At 67.0% G+C, this 15,491-nt stretch carries 12 protein-coding genes and 1 tRNA gene; 4 read left to right on the forward strand and 9 right to left on the reverse strand.

The window, feature by feature from the left end; all coding sequences use genetic code 11:
* Positions 1–171: 171 nt before the first annotated feature.
* Positions 172–381 (reverse strand): hypothetical protein, encoded by a 210-nt coding sequence (locus WDB71_RS12540; RefSeq protein ID WP_341501927.1) that lies wholly within the window; start codon positions 379–381, stop codon positions 172–174.
* A gap of 140 nt (positions 382–521) precedes the next feature.
* Between WDB71_RS12540 and WDB71_RS12545 the strand changes: the two genes are divergently transcribed.
* Positions 522–1,415, forward strand: coding sequence for a WYL domain-containing protein (locus WDB71_RS12545; protein WP_341501928.1), 894 nt, complete (start codon positions 522–524; stop codon positions 1,413–1,415).
* Between the two features lie 167 nt (positions 1,416–1,582).
* On the opposite strand, the gene WDB71_RS12550 is transcribed toward WDB71_RS12545, so the two are convergent.
* A complete protein-coding gene (locus WDB71_RS12550; RefSeq protein ID WP_341501929.1) occupies positions 1,583–2,473 on the reverse strand; it encodes a lysine exporter LysO family protein in 891 nt (296 codons plus the stop codon).
* A gap of 55 nt (positions 2,474–2,528) precedes the next feature.
* Positions 2,529–2,720, reverse strand: a complete 192-nt coding sequence (locus WDB71_RS12555) for a DUF2061 domain-containing protein (protein ID WP_341501930.1) — start codon at positions 2,718–2,720, stop codon at positions 2,529–2,531.
* A gap of 183 nt (positions 2,721–2,903) precedes the next feature.
* Here WDB71_RS12555 and WDB71_RS12560 point away from each other — a divergent pair, with 183 nt between their 5' ends.
* On the forward strand, positions 2,904–5,372 hold the full coding sequence (locus WDB71_RS12560) for a S8 family serine peptidase (RefSeq protein WP_341501931.1): 2,469 nt from the start codon (positions 2,904–2,906) through the stop codon (positions 5,370–5,372).
* A gap of 47 nt (positions 5,373–5,419) precedes the next feature.
* On the opposite strand, the gene WDB71_RS12565 is transcribed toward WDB71_RS12560, so the two are convergent.
* The 6 genes from WDB71_RS12565 to WDB71_RS12590 all read right to left on the reverse strand — a co-directional run bounded on the left by WDB71_RS12565 (position 5,420) and on the right by WDB71_RS12590 (position 14,184).
* Entirely contained in the window at positions 5,420–6,058 is a 639-nt protein-coding gene (locus WDB71_RS12565; RefSeq protein ID WP_341501932.1) for a response regulator transcription factor, read from the reverse strand.
* A 24-nt stretch (positions 6,059–6,082) separates the two neighbouring features.
* Positions 6,083–6,790: a sensor histidine kinase gene (locus WDB71_RS12570; protein WP_341501933.1), complete on the reverse strand. Its 708-nt coding sequence runs from the start codon at positions 6,788–6,790 to the stop codon at positions 6,083–6,085.
* Positions 6,777–9,878: a protein kinase gene (locus WDB71_RS12575; RefSeq protein WP_341501934.1), complete on the reverse strand. Its 3,102-nt coding sequence runs from the start codon at positions 9,876–9,878 to the stop codon at positions 6,777–6,779. Before WDB71_RS12575 ends, WDB71_RS12570 begins: the two co-directional genes overlap by 14 nt.
* A 24-nt stretch (positions 9,879–9,902) precedes the next feature.
* The gene (locus WDB71_RS12580) at positions 9,903–10,790 is read right to left on the reverse strand and encodes an FHA domain-containing protein (protein WP_341501935.1); all 888 of its coding nucleotides are present in this window, start codon (positions 10,788–10,790) and stop codon (positions 9,903–9,905) included.
* 4 nt (positions 10,791–10,794) lie between these two features.
* Positions 10,795–11,583: a DUF6689 family protein gene (locus WDB71_RS12585; RefSeq protein WP_341501936.1), complete on the reverse strand. Its 789-nt coding sequence runs from the start codon at positions 11,581–11,583 to the stop codon at positions 10,795–10,797.
* A 120-nt stretch (positions 11,584–11,703) separates the two neighbouring features.
* Entirely contained in the window at positions 11,704–14,184 is a 2,481-nt protein-coding gene (locus WDB71_RS12590) for a S8 family serine peptidase (protein ID WP_341501937.1), read from the reverse strand.
* Between the two features lie 195 nt (positions 14,185–14,379).
* Here WDB71_RS12590 and WDB71_RS12595 point away from each other — a divergent pair.
* Together WDB71_RS12595 and WDB71_RS12600 are read left to right on the forward strand one after the other, a co-directional pair.
* A tRNA-Ile gene (locus WDB71_RS12595) sits at positions 14,380–14,456 on the forward strand.
* A gap of 114 nt (positions 14,457–14,570) precedes the next feature.
* Positions 14,571–15,491: a polysaccharide deacetylase family protein gene (locus WDB71_RS12600; protein WP_341501938.1), complete on the forward strand. Its 921-nt coding sequence runs from the start codon at positions 14,571–14,573 to the stop codon at positions 15,489–15,491.

Consider the following 15,491-nt stretch of genomic DNA (forward strand, 5'->3'; position numbering starts at 1 on the left):
TTTGTCAGAGGTTTTCACATCCATGAATCGTCCCGTGTCCTTGTCCCTCTTGACCCAATGTCCGGAAGGGGTTTGGGTTTGAGAACGATTACGAACGGCACCATTACGATGCCCGTCACCAGTCGGGGGGTTAGTAGCCATGAGTACTCTCCTCTTTGTCAGTCAGCAGGCTTAGCGTGTGGAACCGCCAAGACACCAATGGCAGTTGTCGTAACCTTGCCTTTTCGCCTCTTCCAGCGACGAAAACGGCTTATCGTGTCCAGCGCGGATGATTTCATCGATCTGGCAAGTGGTTTTTTCGTTATCCAGATCATGGACCTCAGTGGTGTTGGTGTTACCGAGATAACGTTCTCCGTTCATATTTCCGGTGTAGCGGCGCATGGTTACTCTCCTAGGTTGTGGTTGCATGACAACCATACGATCTAATATTGATAGCGGTCAAGATCTTTTTTCGATCGATTGAACTATCAGAAACACTCACATACTATCCTGACAATAAGATAACGAGAGGAAGCAGGATCATGCCGCATCCGAGACTATTAGAGATGCCTCAGGCACAGCGGGAGCGTGTGTTCCATATAGAGTTCAGGCTGTACTTCCTTGGCACCGTGCACAGAAGCGACTTGATAGAGCGCTTCGGCATAAAGGAAGCGGCTGCATCGAGGGATTTGGCTGAATACAGGAAGATACGCCCTGACAACATGGTCTTCGATACCAAGTCCAAGGCCTACTTCAAGGGGGACTGTTTCGACCCCCTATTCGAATACACTCCCAAGCAGGTACTCTCAGCTTTGTCGCAGGGAATGGGGGCTCACTTTGCTGGCATGCATACATCCATGATCGCCTGCGAAACCCCGGTGCTCCTGAACCATCCATCTGTTGAAGTCCTTTCAGCACTATCAACAGCAATCCACCAGGGGCAGGCAGTTCACATTGAATACTGCTCGCTGAGCAGTGGCACCTCAGAGCGAGAGATTGTGCCCCTGGCCTTAGTAGATAACGGACTCCGCTGGCACGTCAGGGCTTATGACCGGAAGCGGAACCGCTTTGCGGATTTTGTCCTCACGCGTATAACAAATGCCGTTGTGCGGTTCGGGCATGTTGAGCGTCATGAGAAGAAGGATGCTGATATCCAGTGGAACCGGATCGTTGAAATGGAGATTGTCCCTCACCCGAACGAAAAGAACGTTGAGCACCCCAACGCTGTTGAACTCGATTACGGCATGAAGGATGGTGTTCTGAAAGTGAACATCCGTGCGGCAGTTGCAGGCTACGTCTTACGCCGCTGGAACGTTGATTGCTCTCCTGACCACTCGCGGAAAGGAAAGGAATATCAACTATGGCTGCGTAATACTCCGGCGCTTTATGGCGTGGAAAACCTTAGCATCGCACCAGGATACGGGTCAGAAGCCTAGTCATTATTGAACACCCGGGGCGCTGCCTGCGTAGTCCATCAAGGTGGTACACTTATAGACAGGCCAGGCACACCACATGCCTGGCCATAGACGAAAAATCAATGAGTTAGGACGCTCTTCGAAGCCTAAGCCGATGTCAGTTCGAATCCTCTCATCGGCACCAGTCCCTAGGCCAGCAGCAGCGCCATCAGCACCGGCGTGGCCAGCGACAGCGCAAAGCCGCTGACCACGGCGATGGGCACGCAATCCACACCACCGCTCTTCTGCAGCGCCGGCAGGCTGAAGTCCATGGCCGTGGCGCCGGCATAACCTATGGCCAGCGGCCGGCTGCGGTGCATCAGCACCGGGATCAGCGCCAGCGCCACCAGCTCCCGGGCCAGATCGGTGAAGAACACCATGGCCCCCCACTGGGCGCCAAGGGCGTCGCTGACCAGGATCCCGGACAGGGAATACCAGCCGAAACCGCTCATCACCCCCATGCCCTGCCAGGGCGTCAGCCCCAGCCAGGGCGACAGCAGCGCCCCCACCGCCAGGCTGCTCAGCAGCACGGCGCCGGCAATGGCCAGGCCCAGTCGGTTCAGCAGCAACTGGCGCAGGCTCATGCCGGCGGCCCTCAGCTGGATGCCGATCAGCAGCAACAGCAGCGCCAGGGCATATTCTGACCAGGTGCCCACGTCCAGCGTCCACAGCAGCCCCACCAGGGTGCCCAGGGCCACGGCGCCTACCAGCAGGCCGCTGTCCTTGAGCAGCGCCAGCCAGTTGACCGGGGCGCCATCGCCGTCCCGGCCCCGTTCGCCCATCAGCCTGGCCACCAGGGCCAGGGCCAGCCAGTTGCCCAGGCTCAGGCAGGCGAACATGGCGGCGATGGTGCCGGCCATGGGCAGCAGCTTGGCGCCAAGCTCCTCGATCTGGGCCAGGCCCATGCCCATGATGAACAGGATCACGTACACCAGCAGGCTGACGCCGCGATTGATGGCATCAAGCCAGGCGGCATTCTTGATGGTCAGCAGGTAACCGAGGAAGAGCGGCAACAGGATCAGCAGCAGGCCGGACAGCATGGCGTTGTCTCACAGGAACAAGGAGGCCAGAGCATAGCCAGTGCCGGCCAGGGCCTCAAGCCGGTTGCGGTGAACGGCGCTGCTGGATACGCGACCACAGCCTTTCGTGGAAGAAATAGGCCACCGTATTGCAGGCCGGCTCCACCAGCGCCATGACGCCGCCCACCAGCAGCGAGCTCGTCATCAGGTAGGCAACGGCAAAGGCGATACTCATATGCACGCAGGCAAAGGTCAGGGTCTTGATCATGGCTGGGCTCCCTTGAATACGCTCAAATGGTATCCATTCTCATTTGCAATTGAAAGCAAGAAAAGTCGATGGCCACATTCGCCTGAGGGAAATCCCCCAAGGGCACTGAGGGATCACGCCCATGGCCTGCCTTTGTGTCAGTGGTCACTATCAGAGTCGACCACTACCACAAGGAACACCACCATGACAGCCTACAAGTTCCACCGCCTGCGCGCCCTCTTTGGGGGCGCCGTCCTCTACTTCGGCAGCCATGCCGCCCTGGCCCTGAGTCTGGATCCGCAACTGGCCCAGCTGGCCGCCACGGCCGACACCGGTGACAAACTGGAGGTCATAGTCACCTTCGAGGGCGACGGCCCCCTCGGCCCGGACCAGCGCCAGCTGCTGACCGACCTCGGCCTCAGCGGCCTGACCCTGCAGTCCCTGCCCATCGCCGGGGTGCTGGCCACCCCGGCCCAGCTGGCCGCCCTGCAGCAGCTGGACGGCATCCGCTCCCTCTACCACAACCAGCCCCTAGCCTGGGACAACGCCGAGGCCACCGCCCTGACCGGGGTCGACCGGCTGCGCCTGGATCCCCAGCTGCGCAGTGCCGGCCTGCCCTACTCTGGCCGCGGCATCGGCGTGGTGATCAACGACTCCGGGGTGGACGGCAGCCACAACGACATCCGCTTCCCGGAACATGCGGTGCAGAACGTGCTGGCCCAGACCAACCTGCGCAGCTTCAGCGACACCCTGCCCATCAGCTACCAGCAGGACGTGATCAACACCGATATCGGCGGCGGCCACGGCAGCCATGTGGCCGGCATCATCGGCGGCAACGGCGCCATGTCCTCGGGCCGCCAGGAAGGGGTGGCCCCGGGTGCCGATCTGATCGGCTACGGCTCCGGCGCCGGCCTGTTCATCCTCGACACCCTGGGCGGCTTCGACTACGCCCTGACCCACCAGTACGACTACAACATCAGGGTCATCTCCAACTCCTTCGGCTCCACGGGCGATATCGGCAGCGACTTCGATCCGGATCACCCCACCAACGTGGCCACCAAGGCCCTGGCCGACCGCGGCGTGGTGGTGGTGTTCTCGGCCGGCAACTCCGGCTCGGGCGAAGGCACCATCACCGGCAACTTCAAGAAGGCGCCCTGGGTGATCACCGTGGCCGCCGGCGACAAGCAGGGCCGGCTGGCGGACTTCTCCTCCCGGGGCGTGCGCGACAGGGAAGGCGAGACCGAGGTCGACGGCACCCCCTATGTCTGGGTGGACAGGCCCACCATCACCGCCCCCGGCGTCGACATCGTCTCGGTGCGCGCCAGTACCTCGGGCCCCCTGGGCGCCCTCAGCCTGAGTGGCGACCTCGAGGCCATGCCCGAAAGCGAGCTGCCCTACTACACCGTCATGAGCGGCACCTCCATGGCCGCCCCCCATGTGTCGGGGATAGTAGCGCTGATGCTGGAAGCCAACCCCGGCCTGGGCTGGCGTGAGGTCAAGGCGATCCTCCAGGACACCGCCACCAACATGCCCGGTTACGAATCCTGGGAGGTCGGCGCCGGCTACGTCAACGCCCATGCCGCCGTACGCGCCGCTGCCGGCTTCGCCGACGCCTATGGCGACACCACCAAGCACAACCGCAGCTTCCATGCCGGCGTCGACAGCTCCCTGGCAGGCCAGTCCAGCCACCAGGTGCCCTTCAGCCCGGTCGGCGAACCCGAGCAGGTGCCCTTCGAGGTGGCCGAGGGCATCAGCCTGATCAGCGCCTCGGCGCGGATCGGCAGCAACACCCTGGCCCTGGTGCTGACCGATCCCGACGGCATTCGCTACGGCTCCGGCATCGCCCTGCCGGTGCTGGGCGAAAACGTCGCCGCTACCGCCCCCGGCAAGCCGGGCACCTGGACCCTGAGCCTGCGCGGCGTCGGCTCCGTTTCCGGCGTGCCCCTGGATCCGACCGGCGCCAGCAACGGCATCGGCCTGCCCGAAACCATCACCGCCACCGTCCGCCAGCAACGCATCGACGGCTACAATGGCATCGACGATGTCTTCGGTCACCCCGCCGAGGCCTTCGCCCTTAAGGCGGTGGCCGAGCAGCTGATGGACGCCAGGACCAACGGCTTCGAACCCGATGCCAGGCTGACCCGCGCCGAACTGGCCGATTACCTGACCCTGGCCGGCGCCGCCCGCCAGAGCATCGCAGGCAACGCCGGCGGCTTCGACGACGTGGCCGCGACCCTGGCCGGGGCCGTCAACGCCGTGACCAGCCCGGGCGCCGCCCTCAAGGATCTGTATCAGCGTCAGCAGGCCCTGGTTCCGGCCCTGGCCGAGGGCCGCTTCGGCCCGGGGGGCCAGGTCGAACGCAGCCTGCTGGCCTACAGCCTGATCCAGAGCCTGGGCCTGGAAGCCCAGGCCCAGGACGCTCCCGAGCAGCTGCATGTGGATCACCTGGGCCAGGCTGTGCCTGTGGTGGACAGCGACAGCATCCCCGCCCAGTGGCGCGGCCATGTGCAACTGGCGCTGGATCTGGGCCTGCTGGCCCCCCGCTTCGCCGTGGAGCAGGGCCCCTTCGAGCTGACCCCGACCCTGAAGGCCTACTTCGAGCCGGCCGGAGTGGTCAGCCGTGGCGACTTCGCCGCCGCCGCGGTTCGCCTGCAGGCCAGGTATCTGGATTGAAAAGGATGCGTTCCCTGACATTGGCCGGGCTGGATGCCCGGCTTTTTTTATGTGAGCAGGCCGCGCCTGACAGCCAGACGAACCAGCTCGGCGGTGTTGTGCACCTGCAGCTTGTCCATCAGCCTGGTGCGGTGGTTTTCGGCGGTCTTGACGCTGATATCGAGGCGGCTGGCGATCTCCTTGGTGGTGCGCCCCTCTATGACCAGGTGGAAGACTTCCCGCTCCCTGTTGGTGAGATCGCCATACGGATCGCTCAGATCCCGCTCCGGCTCGCGCATGCTGTCGGCCAGGATCTGCGCCGCCCTGGGGCTGAAGTAGCCCTTGCCCTGGGCCAGGCTCAGCACCGCCTGGCACAGTTCGGCGGAGGCACTGTCCTTGACCAGGTAGCCGGCGGCGCCGGCCTTGACCATGTGCAGCACGTACTCCTCCTCCTCGTGCATGGTCAGCACCAGCACCCGGATCTGGGGCTGCTGCTGGTGCAGCCGCCGCACCACTTCGATGCCGTTGAGGCGCGGCATGGTGACGTCGGTAACCAGGATGTCGGGCTTGAGTTCCAGGGCCTTCTCCACCGCCTCCATGCCATCACTGGCCTGGCCGATCACCCGGATCTCACCCTGGCCGTCCAGCAACGACACCAGGCCCTGCCTCACTATGGTGTGATCATCTGCCACCAGGATGCGGATCATGGCACTGCTCCTCTTGTCTTGCGTTCAAATGTCCAGGTGCACGCGGATCTCGGTGCCGCTGCCGGGACTGGTGTTGATCACCAGCTCGCCTCCGAACAGCTCGACCCTGTCCTGCATGCTGCGCAGGCCGAAGCCGTCGCCCTGGGCCGCCAGGGCGCTGTCCAACTCGAAGCCGGCGCCGTTGTCGGCCACGCTCAGCAGCAGCCGCTGGCCGGTGCGCAGCAGGCTGATATCCACCACCGAGGCCTTGGCATGCTTCTGGGCGTTGGCCAGGGCCTCCTGGGCCACACGAAACAACAGCGTCTCCAGCTCCGGCGCCAGGCGCTGATCCAGGCCGGACAGCTGCAGCGGCACCTGCCAGCCGGTGCGCTGCTCGGTGAGCCGGCACAGCCAGTTGAGGGCCGGCCCCAGGCCGAGGTCGTCGAGTATGGCGGGCCTGAGCAGCCGCGCCAGGTTGCGGGTGTCGGCCAGGGCCTGCTCGGCCAGGGCCAGGGCATCGCGGCTGGCATCGCTGGGCGCCAGAGCCGCCAGCCGGTGCTTGAGGGCGGTCAGGGTCTGGCCCAGGCCGTCGTGCAGCTCCCGGGCCAGGCGCTTGCGCTCTTCTTCCTGCACCCGCCAGACGCTGCGGGCCAGGCCACGAAAGCGCTGCTCGCCGGCCATCAGCTGCCGGGTCAGCCTGTCCTGCTCCAGGGCCAGCTGGTGCAGCCGGCTCATCACCTCATGCTGCTCCATCGTCCTCTCTCCACCGTTCGGGAATCCAGGGCAGGGCCAGGAAGGCCTGCCGTTGTTGTTGGTCCAGGCCGCGACGGAACCAGGCCGGCAGGGCCTGGCAGGTCGCCTGTTCACAACGCAGGGCCTGTTGGCGCAGCTGGAACCAGGATTGGGCCGGCGGCGCCTCCAGGCCCTGGTACCAGCGCCAGATCCGGGCCGGGCTCACCGCCTGGGACGGCGCCAGTCCCAGCCGCGCCGCCAGCACCTGCCGCCAGCCCGCCTCCCAGGCCGGCAGGGGCCGCGCCATCAGCCCTTCCAGCTCGGTCCTGGCCTGTGAACGCAGGCCCTGCTCCAGCAGCCATTCGGCCCGGATCAGCCGCTGCCGGGCCTGCTGGTCCGGCGTGGCGTCGGGGTCCAGGCCGTGGGCCAGGGGATCGCCGCCGTAGCGCAGCGCCAGCTCGGCCCGCAGCAGCAGGATCTCCCGCCTGGCACGGGGATCCTCAAGCTCGTCGGCGAGGCGGGCGGCAGCGGCCAGCTCGGCCTCGGCCTGGACGCTCTGGCCCCGCCACAGGCCCAGCTGGGCCAGGTGGATCATGGCCGACAGCCGGGCCTGCTGATCCCCCAGCGCCTCGGCCTCCTGGCGGCTCTGCAGCCAGGCGCGGGTGGCCTGGGGCCAGCGGCCGTCCTGGCCATCCAGGGTGGCCAGGTGCTGGCGACAGCGCATGTCGCCGCGGCTGTCCCCCATCGCCTGGTAACCGGCCTGGGCCTGCTGGAAATAGACCCTGGCCTCCTCGCCGTTGCCGGACAGCATGGCCATGTAGCCGACATTGACCTGGCTCTCGGCCACCAGGCCCGGATCCCCCAGCTCCCGGCGCAGGCGCAATGCCTTGAGGTACTGGCCCTTGGCCTCGCCGTAGCGGCCCAGCTCCTCCAGCAGCAGGCCCTTGTCGTTGAGGATGCTGGCCAGCAGCGCCGGGGCATGGTCGCCCTGGAGCAATTGCTCGGCCCTGTCCAGCAGCTTGCCGGCCTGCTCCAGCTGCCCGGCGATGGCGCTCAGGAAGGCCAGGTTGGCCAGCAACCCGGCCTGGCCGGGCTCGTCCCCCAGGGCCTGGCGCCCAGCCAGGGCCTGGCGGTAGTAGTCCCGGGCCAGGGCCAGCTCTCCCAGGTGCTCCTGGGCCACCCCCAGGGCGGCCAGCACATCGGCCTCCAGGGCCCCCTGGCGCTGGCTGCGGGCCAGCACCAGGGCCCGGGCCAGGGCATTTTCCAGGGCAGGCCTGGGCTGGCCCTGGCGGATCTGCTGGCGGCCCAACAGGTACCAGCCCCGGGCATCGGCCGGGCTCACCGCCAGCCAGTCCTGCAGCGCGGCGATGGCGGCGTTGAGATCCCGGTGCTCGGCCAGCAGCTCGGCATTGAGGTGGGCCAGGCGACCGTCGAAGGGCTGGCGCGCCCGCAGCAGGGCCAGGGTGGCCAGGGCCTGCTCGGCGGTGCCGGCCAGGCGCTGTTGTTCGAACTGGATGCGCAGGGCCAGGGTCGAGTCGGGATCGCCCAGGCGCTCGGCGGCCTTGGCCAGGGCCTGGGTCGCCCCCTCGGCCCGGCCTAGGCCGTCATAGGCTCGGAAGGTCAAGTACCAGCTCAGCGCCGAGGGCCATTGGCGGGTCAGGCGGTTGAGGCTGGCCAGGGCCTGGTCGTGTTCGCCCCGGTCGAGGTGCTGGCGCACCAGGTTGACCTCGGCCAGCTGAGCGGCCGGCACGGCCGGTGGCGCCTGGGCGCCCCTGTCCAGGCGGATCAGCAGCTGACCGCCCAGCTCGCCCAGGGCGGTCAAGACCGCCCCCGGGGCGCTGTGGCTTTCCAGCAGTTCCCCGGACAGCTGGCCAGGAGGGCCGAATCGCAGCGCCAGGTGCCAGTCCTCCTGCAGGGGCCGGATCCCGGGTGCCACCACCCAGGCGGCCTCGAAGGCCTGCAGCAGCTCCCGCTGCTGGGCCGGGCTCAGGGGCGGCTGCCAGTCCATCTGGCGGATGTAGTTGAAGACCTGTTTCTGTTCCACCAGCTGCAACCTGGCCGAGCCCCCCAGCTGGCTGTAGAGCTGCTCGGCGGCGGCCTCCGACAGCCAGGCCGGCAGGGGCGCGGCCACCTCGGCCGGCAGGATCAGCAGCGGCGGCACCGCCGTGGCGCCGCCTTCGTCCCGGGGCGAGCCGGGCGGCCAGCGCCACCAGGCCAGAACCGCCAGCAGCACCAGCGCCGCCCCCCAGTACCAGGGCCGGCGCCGCGCCGGCCGGGGCGCCAGCCGGGCCAGGGCCTGGGAGGCGTCGGCGGGACGCTGGCGGGGATGGATGGCCAGCAGGGCCATGATCAGCCGGCTCAGGCCCAGGGGAATGTCGTGACAGCGCAGGTGGGGCGGCTGGGGCCGGCGCGCCAGGCGCGCCTGCATGCGCGCCTCGGGGTCCTCCCCTTCGAAGGGCAGGCAGCCGGTGGCGGCCTCGTAGAGGATCACCCCCAGGCTGAACAGATCGGAGCGGCCGTCCAGGGGCCGGCCCTGGAGCTGCTCCGGGGACAGGTAGTCCGGGGTGCCGGCACGGCCACGAGTGGCGCCGTCGGCATCCAGGGCCCGGGCAATGCCGAAATCGCTGATATGGGGCTGACCCTGGCCATCGAGGAGAATGTTGTCGGGCTTGAGATCCAGGTGCACCACCTGCTTGCGGTGGGCCAGCGCCAGGGCGTCAAGCAGTTGCCGGGCCAGTGTCGCCACCACCGCCGGCGGCAGCCGCCCTTCCCGGTCGAGGCGCTCGGCCAGGCTCTCGCCCTCGATCAGCTCCATGGTGCAGCACAGCCCCTGCTCGGTCTCGACCAGATCGTGCAGGCGCACCACGTTGTCGTGGCTGATCCGGCGCGCCAGCAGCAGCTCGTTGCCAAGCGCCTTGGCGTCGCCGCCGTCCAGCAGCTTCAGGGCCACCGCCACCCCCAGTCGTTCATCCCGGGCCCGGTAGACGAAACCGTGGGCGCCTCGTCCCAGCAGCCGCTCTACGACGAAGCGCCCCGCCAGGCGCGCCCCGGCCGCCAGGGGCTCCGGCAGGTTATCCAGGGTCTGGGTCGGCTGGGGATCATGAACCACTGGCGATGGCGCCTCCTGTCATTGTCAGTGCCGGGACCAGGCCAGGACGCTGGGCAGGGGCGCCCTGGCCGACCGGCCGCTGAGCGCCTCGAGATCGGCCCTGAGCATGGCGGCCACTATGGCCATGGCGGCGTTGTTGGCCATGGCCTCGAGTATGGCCAGATCCAGCTCGGTGATGGCCTTGCCCTCGGCCAGGCTGTCGGTGTAGATGACCCCAAGGCGCTCGTCGCCGTAATCCAGCGGCAGGCAGGCCAGGGCGCGGATGGCCTTGAGCTGTACGCTGGGCTGCTGGCCCAGGTAGCCGTGGGCCTGGCTGTCGCTGGTGACCAGGGCCTCGCCGCCTTCCAGCACCAGGTTGACGGCGCTGCGCGAGCCCACGAAATCCGGGCTCAGCAGCGCCTGGGGAGAAACCCCCAGCACGGCCCTGATGGCCAGCTCGCCGCCGGGCTCCTTGAGCAGGATGAAGGCCCGGTCGGTGTCGGCCAGCCCGACCATGGCCTCCAGCACCTGGGCCAGCAGCCGCTGCAGATCCGGCTCGCCGTTGAGCTGCCTGCCGTAGCGGGCACAGGCCTGCCAGCGGGCCGCCTCCCGGCCCTGCTGCTCCTGGAGCTGCTGCTGGCCGAGGATCTGGAAGCGGGCGTTGAGCTGGCCGAAGGTCAGCCAGCGGTCGCCGTCGATATGGGCGCGGGTGATGGCCTCGCCGTTGACCGTGGTGGCGTTCTTGGAACCCAGATCCTCCAGGGTCCAGCCCCTGCCCGCCCCCAGGAAGCGGGCGTGCTGGCGGGACACTGAGCCGTCTTCAATACAGATCTGGCAGTGGGGATCCCGGCCCAGGGTGTAGCTGGCCTGCTCGTCGAGCAGGAACACCTTCACCGGCTGCTGGGGAAAATAAAGGGACAACCGGGCCGGCATGGCGTCAGTCCTGCAGCAGGCTGAAGCGCAGGGTGTCGGCCTGGCCCAGCAGGCGCCCGGCCAGGTTGTCCAGATCCCGGCTGGAACGCCAGACATTGGCGATGGCCTGGCCCTGCTGGGCGTCGACGAGGCGGGTGAAGGCGGCCAGCTGCGACAGCGCCAGACCGGTATCACCCAGTTCATGGGCCTGCTCGGACAGGCTCAGCAGCTGCTGCAACTGGGCCAGCAGCGCCGCCGGCAGGGCGCTGCCCTCGAGGATGGCCCCCAGGCGCTGGTACTTTGCCGCTACCACGGCGTCGTTGTCGCGCTGGTCACGCACCACCAGCCACTCGGAAAAATTGCCGGTACGGCCCCGGGCCCGGTAGGAACCGGCACCATGGTTGGCGGTGACGTCCCTGAAATCGCCGCCGAGGGGCGCCTTGAACAGCCGGTAGCCGGCGTCGAAATCGAGATCATGGGTGTGGATGGCCACCTCCGCCGGCCCTTCGAAGGCCAGGCCCTGATCGGCGGGCGGCTCTATGACGATCATCATCGGGAAGGCCGCCACCGGGGTGACACCCGCCGGCAGCCTGGCCAGCAGGGCGGCGTCGGTGGGGGAAAACAGGTAGGCGTCGACGCCCGCACTGTGCTCGGTCAGGCCCAGGGCCCTGTCGAAGGAGAGCGTCAGCTCGACGCTGTGCAGGCCCTCGGCCAGGGTGAACTCGGCCTTGTCCCGGGCAATGCGGCTTTCGGTAACGGCCGCCAGGCAGCTAAAGCTCAGCAGGCAGGCGAGCAGACTCAGTTGACGCACCATGGTTTGATTCCTCCAGGATAACGGCGTCCTTGCCTGATTCTGTTACATGACATTAACAACAAATGCGGCGCCAAATAAAGCCGGGGCATGAGACTGTGCTCCAGCTCACACCCCGGTCCCTCACTGCTGGTAGGCGTCGTAGAGACGACCAGCGATCACCGCGTAATGGGCGCGGCTGATCCTGCTGGCCGGCTCGAAGCGGGCCACCAGGCTGGGCGTGATGTCATAGGGGCCTTGCCGCACCTCGAAACGCACACCCAGCAGGCCCAGGTTCAGCGCCTCCTGCACATGGCCCAGCAGCTCGGCCGGCACCTCTGTGGCGTCCAGCACCGGCACCTGCTCGCCCATGTAGTCCACCCTCAGCTCGCCGTCGTGGGCCAGGGCTTCGGCTTCACGGCCCAGGCTCTGCACCAGGCTGTAGGCCAGCTCCGCCTTGGTCACCGCCTGGCGGGGGTTGAACGCCTCGGCGCTGCGCATTACCGGTGACTGGGCGTTGCTCCTGTCTTTGAGGGCGCCTCCCACCGCGGCCACGGCGCTGACGAAGGGCATGTCCTGAGCCCTGACGTCGCTGAAGCTGACCAGAGGCTCGTTGAGCAGCGGTCGGCTCTGGCGCACCGCAGCGCCCATCACCAGGTAGCGGGCCAGCTGGTTGCGGCGCAGCGGCTGATCCGGGGCGAACTTGTTGTTGGCCAGGCCATCCATCAGCCGTTCGCTGATGGCGTATTCGATGGCGCCTTGGGCGGGATGGCCCTGGCTGTCGTCGATGCCCTCGAAACCGTCGGAGATCAGGAAGCTGATCTGGCCGCCGATCATCTCCGGCAGGCCCGGGCCATTGGTGGTGCCTGTGGGATCCGGCTGCACCCCGGACAGCGAGGTCAGGCCGTATACGCTCAGGATCCAGGTACCGGCCTGGCCGGGGGCCGAGACCCGCATGTTGCTGCCCAGCACCGGCAGGGTCAGGTTACCCAGGTATTCGGTGCCGTCCGGTGCGGTCAGCTTGAGCTTGGTGGTATTGGCCAGGGCCTCGGCCGAGGCCTTGATCCAGGCCACCTCCTCGCCAACCTCGAAGCTGTAGCTTTCGGACGGCCCCACCGGGCTGAACAGCAGCTCGAACCGGTCGACCCTGTCGCTGACAAAGAGCTGTTCGTTGGCATTGAAGTCGTCGCGCAGATTGTTGACGGTGCCCTGGTCCGCCGTGCGCTCGTCCAGGGCCGCCGCCACCGCCGCCTTGGCGTTGACATAGCCGGCGCCCACCTCCCAGCGCTCGTAGCCTGGCATATTGGTAGCGGTTTCCATCAGCAGCCGCCTGATATCCAAGGGCGTCAGCTCGGGGTTGGCCTCCAGCATCAGGGCGGCGATACCGGCCACATGGGGGGTGGCCATGGAGGTGCCGGAAATCATGGTGTAGTAGGGAACGTGCTCCAGGGCCATGGCATCGAGATCCTCGGCGCCGCCGTTGGAGGCCAGGTTGGTCACGGCCCGGGTAGAGATGATGTCCACCCCGGGCGCCACTATGGAGACCTCGTTCCGGTATTGCCACTGGCTGCCGTCGGGCATGGTGAAGCTGCCGGACTCGCCTTCCTTGCCCCGGGAGGAGAAGCCGGCCAGGCCGCCCGACTTGGTGCCGGCACCCACGGACAGGCCCCAGGGGATCTGGGCGTAGGGGTTGTGGGTGTCTTCGCCGGGGCCGTCGTTACCGGCGGCGAACACGCTCAGCACGCCCAGCTTGTAGGCCTTGTAGGAGGCCAGGCTGATGGGGCCATGGGGGTCGAAGCTTCCGGAGCTGCCCCAGGAGTTGCTCATGATGCGGATGGGGCTGTTGAAGTCCCACAGGTGGGCGATGCTGTAGTCGTAGCCGCCCAGGGCGTCGAGGATGGACAGGCCGGCGCCGGAGCCGTAGCCGATCAGGTCGGCGTCCACGGCCACCCCCTGGTAAAGGCCGCCGGACTGGGCACCGGTGCCGCCGACGGTGCCGGCACAGTGGGTGCCATGGCCCACGTTGAGATCGGAGTTGGCCTGGCCTTCCAGCCACAGCCCTTCCGGAAAGACCGGCAGCAGGGCGCGGCCGACGCTGGCATTGGTGATGGCCTGGACGTTTTCCACCACCTTCTCGCCCAGGCGCAGATCACCGTGGGTAGCGTCTATGCCGGAGTCGTTGACCAGCACCGTGACGCCCTTGCCGGTGAAGGTGACGCCGTTGCGATCCAGGAAGGCGTCGGACTGCAACTCGCTGACGCTGGTGACCTCGCGGGCGTCGTGGTTGCTGTAGCTCAGGGTGCGATTGAGGTACACGGAGCGCACATCGGGGCGCTGCAGCAGGGCGCCGATCTGCTCGGCATTGGCCAGAGCGCCGACGATGGGCAGGGTCTGAAACTGCACGCCCTGGCTGATGCCCAGGCCGTTGAGAGCGCGGATCTGCTCCGGGGTCACCGCCTCCATCTGGTCATAGGTCACCACCACCATCAGCTGCTCATCCGGGGCCAGGCCGTCCAGCTTCTGGGCCAGCTGGCTGCCCAGTACGCCCTGGGCCACGGCATTGAGACTGAAGCCCGCCAGCATGGCGCCACCAGCCATCAGGGAAATCAGGTTGCGCTTTTTCATGATCTGCTCCACTGGTTATGAAGTTGTTAATACCGCACCAGTGTCGGGGCTGGGCTGCGCCAGCACCATCGGGGAGATCCCCCAGGACGACTGAGGGATTTCCCTCAGCGCCGAACCGTTTGCCGAAAAAACGACCGCAATACAAGCCATTGCCGGGTGACAGTCAGACGGGATGCTCTTATAATTCAGCGCCACGGCCCCTTAGCTCAGTTGGTTAGAGCAGTCGACTCATAATCGATTGGTCGCCCGTTCAAGTCGGGCAGGGGCCACCAGATACAGCAAGGGCTAGCAGGTCAGTGACCGCTGGCCCTTTTTCATGTCTTCTCATTGCCGTCCTTTTCCCTTAGGCTGGGCTTCCCAACGGAAAAACGCCCACAAGGACCCGGATGAAAGCCCTGCTTGTTGCCCTGCTGGCCGCCCTCGCCTTCACTGCCCATGCCGATATCGCCCGCACCCTGGCGGTGACCATAGACGACCTGCCCGTGGTCCGGGGCCAGGATCTGGCCAGGGCCCAGGCCATCACCCACGGGCTGCTCACCAAGCTGCAGGCGGCCAAGGCGCCGGCCATCGGCTTCGTCAACGAACAGAAGCTGGGCGAGCCCGAGCCGGATCCGGCGCGGGTGGCACTGCTCAAGGCCTGGCTGGACGCCGGCATGGATCTCGGCAACCACGGCTATTCCCACAAGTCCTTCTACAAGACGCCCCTGGCGGAATTCCAGCAGGAACTGCTCAAAGGCGAGCGGGTGCTCAAGGAGCTGCTGGCCGCCCAGGGCCGCAAGCCGGCCTTTTTCCGCCATCCCTACCTGAACACAGGGCCGGACGCCGACACCCGCGCCCAGTTCGAGGCCTTTCTGGCCGAGCACGGCTACCGGGTGGCACCTGTGACCTTCGACAACGACGAGTGGATCTACGCCCTGGCCTACGACAAGGCCCTGGTGGCCGGCGACAAGGTCAAGGCGGAGAAAGTGGCCGAGGATTACCTGCGCTACATGGCCGAGAACACCGCCTTCTTCGAGGCGCTGTCGGTGAAGCTGCTGGGCCGGGAGCCGGCCCAGATCCTGCTGCTCCATGCCAACGCCCTCAATGCCGACTACCTGGCGCCGCTGCTGGCCCTGTACCGGGACAGGGGCTATGGCTTCGTGAGCCTGGAGCAGGCGCTGGCCGATCCCGCCTATCGCCAGCAGGACCACTTCATCAGCCCCTGGGGCATTTCCTGGCTGGAGCGCTGGTGGCACGACAGGCACGGCAAGCGGCTGCGCACCCCGGATGCCGCCCCTTGGGTGGCGGAGCTGGCCGGGATCAACTGA

Source organism: Gallaecimonas sp. GXIMD4217, assembly GCF_038087665.1.
In the GTDB taxonomy this organism is placed as follows: Bacteria; Pseudomonadota; Gammaproteobacteria; order Enterobacterales; family Gallaecimonadaceae; genus Gallaecimonas.

Bases quoted from the DNA above. Each gene is read 5' to 3' on its own strand.
- WDB71_RS12540 (WP_341501927.1), bottom strand. From the start codon at position 381: ATGCGCCGCTACACCGGAAATATGAACGGAGAACGTTATCTCGGTAAC.
- WDB71_RS12545 (WP_341501928.1), top strand. From the start codon at position 522: ATGCCGCATCCGAGACTATTAGAGATGCCTCAGGCACAGCGGGAGCGT.
- WDB71_RS12550 (WP_341501929.1), bottom strand. From the start codon at position 2,473: ATGCTGTCCGGCCTGCTGCTGATCCTGTTGCCGCTCTTCCTCGGTTAC.
- WDB71_RS12555 (WP_341501930.1), bottom strand. From the start codon at position 2,720: ATGATCAAGACCCTGACCTTTGCCTGCGTGCATATGAGTATCGCCTTT.
- WDB71_RS12560 (WP_341501931.1), top strand. From the start codon at position 2,904: ATGACAGCCTACAAGTTCCACCGCCTGCGCGCCCTCTTTGGGGGCGCC.
- WDB71_RS12565 (WP_341501932.1), bottom strand. From the start codon at position 6,058: ATGATCCGCATCCTGGTGGCAGATGATCACACCATAGTGAGGCAGGGC.
- WDB71_RS12570 (WP_341501933.1), bottom strand. From the start codon at position 6,790: ATGGAGCAGCATGAGGTGATGAGCCGGCTGCACCAGCTGGCCCTGGAG.
- WDB71_RS12580 (WP_341501935.1), bottom strand. From the start codon at position 10,790: ATGCCGGCCCGGTTGTCCCTTTATTTTCCCCAGCAGCCGGTGAAGGTG.
- WDB71_RS12585 (WP_341501936.1), bottom strand. From the start codon at position 11,583: ATGGTGCGTCAACTGAGTCTGCTCGCCTGCCTGCTGAGCTTTAGCTGC.
- WDB71_RS12590 (WP_341501937.1), bottom strand. From the start codon at position 14,184: ATGAAAAAGCGCAACCTGATTTCCCTGATGGCTGGTGGCGCCATGCTG.
- WDB71_RS12600 (WP_341501938.1), top strand. From the start codon at position 14,571: ATGAAAGCCCTGCTTGTTGCCCTGCTGGCCGCCCTCGCCTTCACTGCC.